Source organism: Kitasatospora sp. NPDC001660, from assembly GCF_053596725.1.
In genome coordinates this window covers 191,538-205,076 of the sequence record NZ_JBSFGU010000001.1, presented here as the reverse complement: position 1 = coordinate 205,076, position 13,539 = coordinate 191,538, and the positions used below count along the sequence as shown (strand labels likewise).

Sequence of the window (13,539 nt, the reverse complement as noted above, 5' to 3'; positions counted from 1 at the left end):
GTCAGCCCTCCGTTCCGGTGCGCCGGGCGCCGCTGCGGCCCGCGGTGGGGCGGCCTGCGGCGAGGTAGTCCCGTACGGAGTCGGGCATCGTCGGGTCCTCGGAGAGCAGGACCGTCGGATCGGCCTTGCCCTGGAGCAGGTCGGCGACGGAGACGCCGGGCGGGAGGCCGAGCGAGGTCAGCTCCGCCACCTGCTGGAGCGCCTGGGCGCGGGCCTGCTTGATGGTGGTCAGCAGGAGCTCGGACAGTTCCTTGGGCGCCATCCGGCGGAAGGCGCCGGTGGGGAAGTCGATGGCGGTGACGTCACCCTGCGCCGTGACGGTCACCTCGACGGCCTGCCGGGGGGCCGTGGCGGTCGCGGTGACCTCGTTGATCCTGCGCCGGGTCTCCACGGCCTCCTCGCGCTGCCGGTGGTACAGCGCCATCAGGTCCTCGATGCCCTGGTCGTACGGTGTGGTGCTCATGCCCCTCCTCGGGGTGTCGTGCTGTGGATCGGGTCGGATGCCTCGTCGGCCGGTGCCTCGTCAGCCGAGGGCCGAGAAGCCCTCCTTCGGCGCTCTGCCCCAGGCGTCGCTCTCCTGGACCAGCAGGTCGGCGATGCCGCGGGGAGCCTCCGGTTCGGGCTCCGGCTCCTCGCTCGACTCGTCCTCCAGGAGGAGGGGCTCCTCCCCGGCCTCTCCGGCGCCGCAGGAGACGGCGGCGGGGTCGAAGGTGAACGCGGACTGGCCCGCGGCGCCCGCGGCCGGTGCCGAACGGTCCGGCCGCCAGACCGCGAACTGCGGCTCCTCGGGCTCCGCCCGTCCTGCTTCTCCGCTCCAGGTGGCGGCCGCCTCCGTCGCGTAGCCGGGAGCGGTGACCTCCTGCTCCTCCTCGGTGGGCACCGACCAGAGCAGCGGGACGAAGGCCGAGCCGGCCGCCTCCCATGCTTCGTGCTCCTCGTGGTCGCCGCTCTCGGTCGGCAGCGGCAGCGGCGCCGTCAGCGGGTCGGCGTGGGCCGGCGCGGCCGGGGGAGCCGCAGCCGGGAGCGCCACCTCGGGCTCGTTCGACGCCTCGACCACGGCGGTTGCGGGCGCCTCGGCCTCCGGGGTGGCGGCGGCCTTCTTCTTCTCCTCGATGGTGGTGGCTGCGACGGCGACGGCGGCAACAGCAGCTGCGGTGACGACGACCGGCGCGACCGGGGCCGCAGGCTCCTCCCACTCCGGCACGACGGCCGGTGCCGTCGGCGCCACCGCCCCCGGCACCGGCAGCGGCAGCCCGTCCGAGCCGAGGACGGCCTGCTCCGCCGCAGCTTCCTGCTGGACCGGTTCGGCGCCGAGCGGAGCGTCGCCGGACACCGCGAGCGGACCGCCGCCCGCCAGGGTGAGACCGGGGCCGCCCGCGAGCGCACCGGCGGTGATCTCCTCCTCGGCGGCGTCGAGTTCGTCCGCCCACGGCTCGATGTCGCTCTCCAGCAGGCCGGAGGCGTCGCTGCGTTCGCCCGGCGCGTTCTGTCCGGCAGCCGCGCCGCCCATGCCGGGCATCATCGGCATTCCCATGCCGGGCGCCTCGGCGGCTGCTCCGGGGGCGCCCGCTGCGCCCGCAGCCTCGCCGAAGCCGGGCAGGACGGTGGCGCCCGGAGCGGTCTGGGCTTCGGGCAGGTCGGCGGATTTGACCGACGGGAGGTCCAGGGCCGCGCCGCCCGCGGCGGTGCCGAGCGGGGAGCCGACCTCCTCGTTCGCGAGCGGGCTGCCGGCCCACGGCTCGCCGTTCGCGTCCAGCAGGCCGGAGGCGTCGCTGCGTTCGCCCGGCGCGTTCTGTCCGGCAGCCGCGCCGCCCATGCCGGGCATCATCGGCATGCCGGCGCCGCCCAGGCCCGCGCCGGCGCCCGGGCCCTCGGAGACGAGGCCGCTGCCGGAGGCCGGCGAGAAGGCGCCGGGCAGGCCGGACTCCGTGCTGGTCCGGCCGGGGAAGGCCGCCGGGGAGCCTGCGCCGAGACCGTTGCCCAGGCCGCCGGACAGGTCACTGCCCACGCCACTGCCCAGGCCGTCACCGAGGCCGCCGCCTAGCCCGTGCGAGCCGGTCCCGGAGCCGACGCCGGTGGCTCCGGGGAAGGCCACGGGCTTGGCGGTGCCGAACGTGCCGTGCGGGGCGGAGAGTTCACCGGCCCCGGCACCGGTCTGGCCGGGGAACCGGGCGCCGCGGGAGTTGGCCGTCGTCCCGGGCAGGCCGAACGGGGTGACGCCGGGCAGGCCCCCGAGCCCGCCCACGCCGGTGCTGCCGGGGAAGTGGACCCCGCCGCCGGCGCCCGGGTTGAGCGCGTGGTCGAGGGCGACGGGGTCGAAGCCGCCCGTGCCCAGCTTGCCGGGGAACGGCAGACCGGTGCCGGTACCGAGCCCCGGGAAGTCCTTGGCGCCACCGATACCGCCGCCACCGCCGACACCGGGGCCGTGGCTGCCGGTCCCCAGGTCGCCGGGGAAGGGCTGCGGCGCGCTGCTGAACTTCTTCAGGTCCGGCGGGTTGAAGCCCTTGCCGCCGCCGGGGCCGTGGTCGCCCGCCCCGAGGTCCTTCGGGTCGGGGATCTTGGTGTCGGGCTTCTTGTCGTCCGGGAGGTTGGGCTGGTTGACCGGCGGTGTGATCGGGCCGGGTGCGTGGACGGAGTCGATGGTGACCTGGTACTCGCTCGCCAGGCTCTTCAGCACCTTGCGCATGTCGTCGGTCATCATCTTGACCAGCTCGGGCTTCTGGCTGATCGGGATGAGCCCGTTGTCCATCGCGTGCACGCCCTGGGCGATGGCCTGGTTGGCGTACCAGGTGTCGATCTGGGAGATGAGGTTCTGGGCGTTGGCGAGGTTGGCCGCGTTGTCCGCGAGCTGCTGGGGGACGGCGTAGGTGCCGGTCGAGCCGCCGGACAGGACGTCGGCGGTGGCCTGCACCTGCTTGGAGAAGGTGGTCAGCATGGTCATGAAGGAGTCGGCCGCGGCGCCCTTCCACGGGCCGTGCTCGCCGGCGAGCGCCTTGCCCTGGTCGACAAGGCTCTTGGCGACACCGGCGAGGACCAGCTGGACCTGGTAGAAGGTGTCGGCCGCGTTCTGCAGCGACTGCGGGTCGGAGACCGCCTTGCCGTGGCCGGTGTCGTCGCCGGTGCCGGCGGCCATGCCGTTGATGGCGGCCTCGATCTGCTTCCAGTCCCAGGTGTCGTAGTCGCCCACCGAGCCGGGGTCGGAGCCGGGGTTGCCGTAGACCGCGCCGTCGTTGCCCTGGTTGAAGCCGTTGCCGTTGTAGTTCGGGTCGCCCATCGCGCCCTCTCCCTCCTGTCGTTCCGCTGTCCGTCAGCCCGCCGGCCCTGGTGCCGCCCGCGGCGCGGTGGCCCGAACGGGGCCCCGCGCGGGCGCCGTCCACGGTCTCGGTTGTCCCGACGGCCGTGGACGGCGCCGTTCAGCACGCGGGGACGTCAGGTGGTGCCATTGCTCGGCTTGCCGCCGCCACCGCCACCGCCGCCACCGCCGCCGCCACCACCGGTGCCAGGGCTGCCCCCGGCATCGGTGACCAGGCCGCCGAAGTCCGACGACGCGTTACCCATGTAGGTCTGCAGGTCGGTGGCCGTCATGTGGTTGGCGTCCTCGATGGTCTTGTACTTCTGCGCCAGGTCGAGGACCCCTTGGTGCAGGTCCGTGAGCCCCTTGGCGAGATCGTCCAGCACCTTCTCGAACTGCTTCTTCAGCCCGTCGTCCCCGTTGGGGCCGTTGACCGAGACGCGCATCTTGTTGGCGTGGTAGAAGGCGCCGGGCGCGACGCTGACCGCGTTCAGCAGCTTGCGCGCGTCCGTGGTGGGCTTGATGAGCTGCTGGATGTTGAGCGCGAAGCCCTCCATCGAGGCCGTGTCCACGGACGTCCCGTCGTGCTGCCCGTCCGTGGGGGGCACCGGCGGCGCGGTGAACGTGGTGTGCGACGTGACGGTCCCCGTCCCCGTCCCGTCGGGCACGGACGTGCTCCCGCCGTACGGCACGATCGGCGGAGGCGGCGGGGGCTTCTTCGGCAGGGGGATGTAGTGATCGGCCATGGCCGTCAGCCCCAGAGCTGAACGCCCTGGCGCTCACCGTGGTCGTAGTACTCGTTGATGGTGCCGAGCATCTGCACGGCGGTGGTGGCCTTGGCCGTCATGTCGGCGGCGGCCTGGTCCCACTGCGCCTTGACCTGGGCGTAGGTCGCCTGGGCGTCGCTGGTCCACGCCTGGAGGTTGATCTTGGCCTGGCTGTCCAGGTCGGCCAGGGTCTGGTTGAGCTTCTGGGTGATGGCGTTCATCTCGCCGACGATGTAGTCGACTTGCTCCATCTGGACCGTGTACGTGCTCATGCTGCGTTCTCCTTGGCTGGGTGGGGCGCCGGGGCGGTGAGGTCCGCCGTCGGCGGTGAGAGGGGGTGGCTCAGACCGGGAAGCCGGGCAGGCCGGTGACGCCCGAGGCCATGGCCGAGGCCACCTGGCCGGCGATCTGCTGGGTGTTCTCGTGCGTGTTGGCGTACACGTTGGTGTTCGCGGCGAGCTTCTCCAGCATCGTGGTCAGCGCCTGGTTGACCTTCTGGAAGTCGGTCAGCCAGTCCTGCATGGCCTGGTGGTAGATCTGTGCGGCCTCGCCGGTCCAGCTGCCGCGCAGGCCGTCGATCTGGCCCTCCATCTGCGCGTACGAGCCGCTGGCCTCGTCCAGGGCGGTCTGGAAGGTGCCCTGGGCGGCGGTCATGCCCTGGATTTCCACGGAGGTCAGTGCCATGGGTACGTCCTTTCATTTCGGGGTGCACGGCGTTCGCGCCGCGCGGGGTCACGGAGCCGGGCTCAGGAGTGCACCAGGGGTGCGGTGCCCGGTGTCCGGGGCTCTGGGGGGACCGCGACGGCCTGCGGCGGCGCGGCCGGCGCAGCGGGCGTAGCGGGTGCAACCGGCGGGGACGCCGGGGCGGGCGCGGGCGGCAGGTCCTCGACGGTGACGGTGCGCGCGCGGGCCGAGCGGGCCAGCGCATCGGCCAACCGGTGCACCGCGTACGCGCCGCCCTGCGGGGGCTCCGCGGAGTACCGCGCGACCAACTCCGTGCCGGCCGCCTCGCCCAACTGGAAGCCGAGCGAGCGCAGTCGGCGGTCGGTGAGCGTCACGAGCTCCTCCGCGCGGTACCCGGCGAGTTCGACGCTCTCGGCGAAGGCCTCCATCAGGTCGGTGTGCTCGCGCAGCACCTCCATGACGTGCGGTGCGCTTCCGCTCAGGGCCAGCACGACGCCCGGCCCCGAGGCGACCAGCCGGGTCAGCGCGGTGAGCACGGCCGTCCGGGCGGCGGGCGCGCGCTCCGCGAACGCCGGGTCCAGGTCCAGCAGGAGGAGCCCGCCCTCCGCCTCGGTGCAGGCGGCGGCGAACCGGAACACGGGCTGCTCGGCCCACCGGGCCGGGACCGTCGAGAGGGCCAGCCGGTGGGTCACACCGGTGGGCAGCAGGCCGAGTTCGGCCAGGCCGCGCCCGTACAGCCCGGCGAGCGCGCGACGGCCGCTGCCGGGCGGGCCCTGCAGCAGGACGTTCGCCAGGCCGGCGAGCGGCTCGCCGGCGTCACGGAGCCGGGCCAGCTGCGCCAGGCGGGAGCGGAGGGTCAGCCGGGCGCCGTCCAGGCCGGTCAGGCCGTCCAGCCGGCGCAGTGCGGGTGTGTCGACGGGCGGGGTGCTCGCGTGCGTCCCGTCGCTCACCGGGGCCGGTGCGGCGGGCACCGTCGGTTCGGGGACGCCAGGGCCTGCGCCCGCCTGCTCACCCGGGACGGTGATGACGTCCTCGCCGCTGAGCCGGCTCAATTCGCTGTCGTCCGTCGGCGGCTGGACGGCCAACCGGGACGCCTGCCGGCTGATCATCTCCTCGAAGACCTGCCGGGCGACTCGGCCGTTGCCGAAGGTGGCTCCCTTCGGCACGTCCTCGAAGTACCGGTTGAGCGCCTCCAGCGCGCCGGCGTCCAGTTCGTAGAAGTGCTTGGCGCACAGGCCGCGCACGATCGTGACCAGTTCGGCGGGGCTGTAGTTGGGGAACTCCACGGTACGGGCGAAGCGGGAGGCCATGCCCGGGTTGGAGGCGAGGAACTGGTCCATCTGGGCCGAGTAGCCGGCCACGATGACGACGATCTCGTCGCGGTGGTCCTCCATCAGCTTCATCAGGGTCTCGACGGCCTCCTGTCCGAAGTCCGGGCCGCTGCCGCGGGACTGGTTGGTCAGGGTGTAGGCCTCGTCGATGAAGAGCACGCCGCCGAGCGCCTTGGTGAAGACCTCGGTGGTCTTGATCGCGGTGCCGCCGATGATCTGGGCGACCAGGTCGGCGCGGGCGACCTCGACGATGTGGCCCTGGCTGAGGATGCCGAGTTCGGCGAGGACCGCGCCGTACAGCCGGGCGACGGTCGTCTTGCCGGTCCCGGGTGGCCCGGCGAAGACGAGGTGCCGGCTCATCGGCGGCATCGGCAGGCCCATCTCCTGGCGGCGCTGGGCCATCTTGTTGACGTTGATCAGGCCGGTGACCTCGTGCTTGACGCTCTCCAGGCCGACCAGGGCCTCCAGTTCGGCCAGCGGTCCGGTGCCCAGGTGACGGGGTGCGCCCGCGCTGTCCGCCGGTCCGCGCTGGTCGCCCGCCGTGGGCGTGGCCCGCTCGTCGCCGCCGGTGTCGAGGCGTTCGACCGAGACCCGGCCGCCGGACTTGAGCTGGTGGACCGGGGTGCCGCCGTTGTCGCGGATCTCGCAGTCGTGCACCCGCACCGGCTCGTCGGTGTTGCAGCGCACGCCGTCGCCGGAGTTGTCGAAGACGGCGCAGTTGTCCAGTTCCGCGCGGGAGGAGGCCTGGACGTTCAGTCCGTGGCCGCGTGCGCCGCTGATCCGGCAGCCGACCGCCGTCACCGCGCCGCCGCCCGAGACCTTGATGCCGTCGGCGTCGGAACCGGCGAACCCGCTGTCGCGGGCCGTGAGTTCGCAGTCGGGGCCGACGACGGTCCGGCAGCCCTCCAGGTGGGAGGAGGTCAGCTCGGCGCGGGCGCCGCCGGCCATCGCCAGTCCGGTGCCGGCGGTGGCGCGCAGCCGCAGGCCGGTCAGTGCCGCCTGCGCGCGCTCGGCGAGGTCCAGGCCGATGCCGCCCGGCCCGCCGTCCATCGTGAACTCGGCCTGGCGCAGCGTCAGTTTCGCCTCGCCGGTGGCCCGGGCGGCCACCGCGGCGCCCGTCACGGCGAGTTCGGCGCAGTCCGCCTCGCCGCCGGCCTCGACCAGCAGGCCCACCGGCGTGCCGGCGATCCGGCAGTTCTCCAGCTGCGCGCGGGAGCCCGCGGTGACCTGCACACCGCCGGTCGAGGCGCCCTCGATCACGCAGTCGCGCAGCAGCGGGGTGGCGCCGCCGCTGACGTGGACGGCCTGGCCGCCCGAGCCGGTGAACGTGCAGTCGGTCAGCAGGGTCTGCACGGCGCTGGTGAGGTAGGCGTCCAGGGCGGCGCTGCCGGTGACGGTGAGCCGGCGCAGGTCCGCGCGGCCGTTCTGCTCGACGGCGATCGCGGGCTTGCCGCTGCCGTGGATGCGGCAGGACTCGACCAGCGCCGTACCGTGGCCGTTGACGCAGATCCCGTTGCCGCGCGCGCCCTGGACGGCGCACTCGCGCACGGTGAGCCGCCCGTGCTCGGCGACCACGACGGCCGACGAGCCGACGTCGGTGATCTCGCACCGCTCCACGACGTTGCCGCCGCCGGAGGTCACCACGATCCCGGCGCCCTGGGTGTTGGTCACCTTGCAGTCGCGCAGCCCGAGCACGCCCTCGTGCCACGCGAGGACCGCGGCCCAGGCCTCGCCGGCGACGTGGCAGCCGTCCAGCGCGGCCTGCCCGCGCCGTACGTCCAGGACCGGCGCCTCGCGGTCCGCGCCGCTCAGCAGCAGGCCGGACAGCTGGACGGCCTCCGCGTCCAGCACCACCGTGCTGCCGGCCGCGGAGTGGATCTGCACCGTGCCGGCGGCGCCCTCGGCGGCCAGCGTCACCGCCCTGGTGACCGTCAGCGCCTCGTCGTACCGGCCCGGTGCGACGGTGATCAGCGCGCCGTCGGCGGCGTCGGCCAGTGCGGCGGCGATGGACCGGTGGGCGCCGGGCCGGTCGGCGGACACCAGGAGGACTTGCCGGGTCACGATGTTGCTCCCTCGATAGGCGCACGGGTGCCCTGGGCGGCGCGGGCCGGCGGCTCGGGCGGGGTGGTGATCAGGCCGGGTGGGGCCGTGGGCGGCGGGTCCGACGGGCCGGCGGCTGCCGCGCCCTGGGCGGGCAACTGCTCGGCGGCCTGCGTGAGGCCCTCCAGGGCGATCTCGTCCAGCGGCAGCCGGGGGGCGTCCGGGTGGGCGTCCTCGTCGCTCTCGGACGGCAGCAGCTCGCGCAGCAGCACGGGCTCCGTCGCGGATCCCGCGCGGAGCACCTTGAACGTGGTGCCGGGCGTGAAGACCACGCGGTCCGGGTCGGAGGGGTCGAGCAGGCTGGTCCGGCGCGAGGTCATCGACCAGATCAGGAAGTCGGTGGTGCCGTCGCCGGGCGTCTCGGGCACGGTGATCCGGGCGGTGCAGAACGCCCACTCGGTGGCCGCCCTGCCCTCTTCGTACCAGTCGAGCTCCGGGCCGGTGACCGCGGCCCGCAGCAGGGCCACACCCCGGTACGAAGGCAGCCGGTACAGGCCGGACGCGACGCAGCGGGCCAGCGGGACGTGCGGGCCGGCCGTCCCGGCGCGCACCGCGGCGTCGACCGCGGCGCTGTCGCCGGAGAGGTAGAGGCGCACCGCCACCAGGTCGGTGAGGGCGTCGCCGTCCAGGGCCCGAGAGGAGCTGCGCAGGCCCGGCGACTCGGACATCACCCGGGCCACCGTGCCGGCGACGGCGTGGTACTGGGCGCTGAACTTGCGGCGCACCCAGTCCCGTTCGCGTTCCAGCCCGCGCTCGGGCGGCAGCGCCCGGGCGGCGGCCGACGGTACGGGCTGTACCTGCACGCCGGGCGCACGGATGGCGGCCGGGGGGACGGCCGGCGTGACGGGCGTTGCGGGCGGGAGTGTCGGGGCGTCGACCGAGGGGGCCGGCTCGACCGGCGGCGCGCTGGGGGCGCCGGACTCCAGGCGGATCCGGGGGATCGCGGGTGCGGGGGTGGGCGCCGGCGGCTGGATGTCGTCGGGGTCGGACATCACCGGCGGTTCGGGGCTGTCGGCAGGGGCGTTTGACGGTTCGATGGACGGGAGCTGCGGGGTGGTCGGCGCAGGTGCGGCCGACGGCGCAGGCGTCGGCGGCTGGATGTCGTCGGGGTCGGACATCACCGGCGGTTCGGGGCTGTCGGCAGGGGCGTTCGAGGGCTCGATGGACGGGAGCTGCGGGGTGGTCGGCGCAGGTGCGGCCGACGGCGCCACGGGCTCCGCGTCGGGTGCGGGGGCCGGCGGGGCGGACTCCAACAGGGGTGCGGGGAGCGGGGGGAGCACCGGCGCCGGGGCGTGCCCGGGCTCGGTGCCGGGCGCGTTGACCGTCTCGGACTCCGTCGCAGGCGCGGGGGCCGGCGGCGCGAAGGCCGGAGCCGGCCAGTCGGCGACCGGACCAGGGGAGGACATCACCACGGACGTGGGCAACGGCAACGGCAACGGCAACGGCGCCGGCACCGGTTCCTGCGCGGAGACGCGCTCGGCCGAGGGCTCCGGACCGCTCCCGGACACCGGACCCAGCTCGACAACCCCTCGGGCAGCGAGCGTTGGCGCGAGTGCCGGTGCTTCCGGCAGCCCGACGACCGCCCCGGCAGCGGGCGTTGAAACAGGCGCCGGTGCCTGCGCAGGAACAGCTGGCCGCTCCACGTCCGGCGGTTCCACCACACGCGTGGCAGAGCTGTCCGGATCCACGTTCCAGGCCTGCGGCTCCGCCAGGTACCCGGGCGCCGGCGAGTAGACCGTCTCGCCCTGGAGCGACGGCCCGTCGTTCCCCCAACCGCCCACCCCGGGCCCGGTGACATCGGCCGCCGGTCCCGGCGAGAGCACGACGCGCTGGCGCAACGCGTCCGCCAGCACCTGTCCCAGTGCGCCGCTGCCCTCCGGAAGGGCGACCGGTCCGAAGTGGACGAACCGCACCCCGGTGCGGGCCGAGGGCAGCACGGTGCCCCAGAAGCGCGTCACGTCGGCCAGCGGTACGGCCGGTCCGCCGGGGCTGCCGAGGACCACGGTGAGCGCGCCCGGGTGGCCGGGCAGGCCGGCGATCAGCCGGTGCCGCCCGGCCGAGAGCTGGGCGGGCCGGGCGCTGCGCACCCACACGCCGCCGGGTACGGGCTCGACCACGCCGAGCGGGCTCGTCTCCCAGATGCGGTCGTAGGTGGCGAACTCCCACAGCGGCTTGGGGTAGCGGTGCGAGTCACGTTCGGCCGCGCGCCCGGGCCGCAGCCGCAGCCATCCGGTGCCGCTGTCCGCGGGGACGAACAGGCCGCCGCCGGCGGTCGGCAGCACCTCGCCGTCGGGCGTCAGTACCGTGCGCCGCAGGTGGTCGGCGATCCGCTGCCCGACCGGCGGGCCCTCCACCGAGGGGTGGAAGACCAGGCGGAGGCTGCCGGGGCGGCGGGCCAGCAGGTCGGCGAGCGAGGGCCAGGAGGCGTCGAGGGCGGCGGGCAGCAGGTCCACCACGACCAGCGTGTGCTCGGCGTCCGGCGTGAGCGCGCCGGCGAAGGCCAGCGCACTCGGGTCCGGCTCCCCCTTGGGGTGGACCAGCAACGCGTGGCCGGCCGGCCGGATCCGCAGGGCGGGGCCGGCGGAGCGGACGGGCTTCATGGCGAGGCGCACGGCTAGCCCCCCTGCACGGTGTCGGCGGCCGCCCGGGCGGTGAGCGTCGGGCCGTGGCCCAGCAGCTTGAGGAGGTCCTCCGGCAGCGCGGTGGCCGGCGTGCCGGTGACGCCGAGGGCCGTGGCGGCGCGGCTGTCGCCCAGTGGGTAGGCGATCCCCTGGTCGGTCACCAGGAACGTCTGCGCGCTGCCGCTCTGGCGGGCGAGCTGCTCCAGGTCGACGGCGAGCATGCCGCGGGTCGGCGGGACCAGGACGGCCCGGGTCCCGGTGGCGGCCTGGCCGCCCTCGACGACCAGCTGGCTGGTCAGCTTGCCGTTGTCCGCCCGCTGGCGCAGGCACGCGGTCTGAGCCGCGGGGTCCAGGCCGGGTGCGCCCAGCACGTCGGGCAGCGCGGTGAGCAGCGACTGGTCGGCGGAGACGGGGGCGGCGGCGATGTCCGTCGCGCTCACGGTCAGGGCGGCCGGTGCGCCGGGGCGGGCGGCGAGCAGGGCCGCCGCGGTGGCGCTGGCCGGGGCGATGCCGGCGTCGGTCATCACGTAGGAGTGCTGGACGGTGCCCGTGGTCGTGCGGAAGAGCTGGCCGACCGTGACCGGGTGCCCGGCCACCTGGCCGGCCGGCTTTCCGGTGTCCGGGACGGAGACGGCGAGCGGGGCGCCGGTGGGCAGTGCGGCGAGCCAGTTCGGCGGGGCCGGCACCGGGCGGTCGCCGTCCAGGCCGAGCGCGATCAGCGCGGCGTCGGAGGGGACGGGGTAGCGGACGCCGCGCCACAGCAGCCAGTGCGCCCCGTCGGGGCCGGCGAGCAGGACCTGCCGGTCCTCGGGGAACGCCGCGCTCTGGCCGTCCGGGGCGAGGTCGAGCAGCTGACCGCCGGCCAGGTCCGGTCGCAGGCACCAGGTCCAGGGGCCGGGCAGCAGGTTCGCGGGAGAGGGCAGCGAGTCGGGGGCGCCGGTGATGCCGACGGGGGCGCCGTGCGGGGTGGTGCCGAGCACCGAGCTGGAGACGGTGTGCACGGCGTTGCTCCTGCCGCCGAGCAGGAGGGCCGAGGCGTAGTTGCGCACGGGCCGGAGCTGTCCGTCGAGGTAGAGGTAGCGGTTGCCGGTCTGCTGCTCCACGATGATCGATCCGGGGGAGCGCCAACTGGTGTCCGCCACGGGGGAGATGAGCCCGAAGACACCGAAGCCGACGCAGAGCAGCACCACGATGCCGGCGCCGAGCACGGTGGCGAGCGTGGCCCGCCCGGTCGGTCCTTCGCCCCGGCCGACCTCGCCCCGGACGAGGGCGGTGGCCAGGCGGGCCATGGCGAAGCGGTACGCCTGGAGGTGGTCGCGTCGTGTCTGCACGCCCGGCCCCCGCTCAGCTCGCCAGCACGCGCAGCGCGCCGTAGACGTGCAGGGCCTGGAGGAGCAGCGGCAGGAGGGCGATCACCGTGGCCGTCTCCAGGATGTCGCCGGTGTGGCCCCAGACGGGCAGCAGCCGGTCGGTCAGCCGGGGAGCGCGGACCAGCAGGAGGACGGCCGCGGCGAGCAGCACGGCCGGCACCAGGATCCGGGTGGCGGTGCCGTGTGCGGAGGTGTGCGCGAAGACGAGCAGCGTCAGGCCGAGCGTGCCGGCGAGCACGGCGGAGACCCGCTGCAGGACACCGGTGAGCCCGCGCGAGCGCAGCAGCACCGCCCCGGCGAGGACCAGCGGCAGCGCCCGGTTGATCCAGCCGGGCTCGTGCACCAGGAACCAGAAGGCCGCCACGTACAGCACCGCCGAGGCCAGGCTCAGCGCGTCCAGGTAGTCGTTGGCCACCCCGGCCGCGCGCTCCAGGCGTTCCTGGGGTTCGGGGGTGATGTCCTGCTGGAGTTCCTCGGCGTCGTGCGGCAGGGCGGGCACCCGCACCCCGGCCAGTCGCAGCGCCAGCCGGGGGCCGAGCTGGCCGAGGACGAACAGGGCCACCGCGACCACCGCGAGAGCCTGCGCGGCGTCCCAGTGCGCCACCCGGACCAGGCCCGCGCCGGCCGCCGCCGCGAACGCGGTGAGCAGCGCGGTGCCCGGCAGCAGGAACGGCAGCGGACGGACGACCAGCAGAACGCCGCAGACGACCGCCGTGGCGACGGCGCCCGCGACGACCTCGACCGGCCCGAGCACGAACGTGTGGTCCGGCCCGCCCCGGAAGGTCAGCCCCGCGAGCGCGGCCAGGACCATGGCCCCCACAGCGGCGGTCAGTACGGTGCCGCGCTGCGCACCGGGCCGGGTGCCGACCAGGCAGGCGGCCGCGAGCAGCGCCGCGGCGCTCACCCCGGTGCTGGTCGCGGTGAGCGCTCCCGGGCCGCCGCTCAGCAGGGCGGCGGCGAGCACGGCCAGCAGCAGCGCCCCGGCCGTCAGCGCGAGGCGCACCGTCGCCACCGGCTGCCAGCGGTCCGCGCGACCGCCGATCACCTGGGCCACGCCGTCGGCGACGTCGTCGAAGTGCAGTGCGGGAAGCGCCGCTTGGCCAGGCCGCAGGTGGAGCACGTCACCGTGCCGCAGGCCCAGGCCCTCGGGAGTGCCGTCGGGGTCGAGGGGGTCCTCGCCGAGCCGCTGCAGCACATGCACGGTGCCGCGTTCCTGCGGGCTCTGAGCGAGCCTGCCCAGCAGCACGGGGAGCAGCGCGGAGACGGGGGTGGAGACGGGGACGGAGACGTCGAAGCGGCCGTCGGCGTGGACGACGGTCAGCCGGCACACCTCGGTGACCGGCAGGGCACCGGCGGGCGCGGGGGTCGACATGC

General features: G+C 75.3%; 9 protein-coding genes. All 9 read right to left on the bottom strand.

Annotation, left to right across the window (positions count from 1 at the left end; genetic code table 11):
- Position 1: 1 nt before the first annotated feature.
- Positions 2–463 (bottom strand): YbaB/EbfC family nucleoid-associated protein, encoded by a 462-nt coding sequence (locus ACWCXH_RS00870; protein ID WP_449799151.1) that lies wholly within the window; start codon positions 461–463, stop codon positions 2–4.
- Between the two features lie 60 nt (positions 464–523).
- A complete protein-coding gene (locus ACWCXH_RS00865) occupies positions 524–3,274 on the bottom strand; it encodes a hypothetical protein (RefSeq protein ID WP_449799150.1) in 2,751 nt (916 codons plus the stop codon).
- A gap of 155 nt (positions 3,275–3,429) precedes the next feature.
- Positions 3,430–4,038 (bottom strand): hypothetical protein, encoded by a 609-nt coding sequence (locus ACWCXH_RS00860; protein WP_449799149.1) that lies wholly within the window; start codon positions 4,036–4,038, stop codon positions 3,430–3,432.
- A gap of 5 nt (positions 4,039–4,043) precedes the next feature.
- Entirely contained in the window at positions 4,044–4,331 is a 288-nt protein-coding gene (locus tag ACWCXH_RS00855) for a WXG100 family type VII secretion target (RefSeq protein WP_449799148.1), read from the bottom strand.
- Between the two features lie 70 nt (positions 4,332–4,401).
- Positions 4,402–4,743: a WXG100 family type VII secretion target gene (locus ACWCXH_RS00850; protein ID WP_449799147.1), complete on the bottom strand. Its 342-nt coding sequence runs from the start codon at positions 4,741–4,743 to the stop codon at positions 4,402–4,404.
- Between the two features lie 62 nt (positions 4,744–4,805).
- Positions 4,806–8,135 (bottom strand): right-handed parallel beta-helix repeat-containing protein, encoded by a 3,330-nt coding sequence (locus tag ACWCXH_RS00845; RefSeq protein ID WP_449799146.1) that lies wholly within the window; start codon positions 8,133–8,135, stop codon positions 4,806–4,808.
- Entirely contained in the window at positions 8,132–10,786 is a 2,655-nt protein-coding gene (locus ACWCXH_RS00840; RefSeq protein ID WP_449799145.1) for a hypothetical protein, read from the bottom strand. The genes ACWCXH_RS00845 and ACWCXH_RS00840 overlap by 4 nt, the downstream gene beginning before the upstream one ends.
- Before the next feature lie 2 nt (positions 10,787–10,788).
- Positions 10,789–12,126 (bottom strand): type VII secretion protein EccB, encoded by a 1,338-nt coding sequence (gene eccB / locus ACWCXH_RS00835; protein ID WP_449799144.1) that lies wholly within the window; start codon positions 12,124–12,126, stop codon positions 10,789–10,791.
- Positions 12,127–12,139: 13 nt separating this feature from the next.
- Entirely contained in the window at positions 12,140–13,537 is a 1,398-nt protein-coding gene (eccD, locus tag ACWCXH_RS00830) for a type VII secretion integral membrane protein EccD (protein WP_449799143.1), read from the bottom strand.
- Positions 13,538–13,539: the final 2 nt, after the last annotated feature.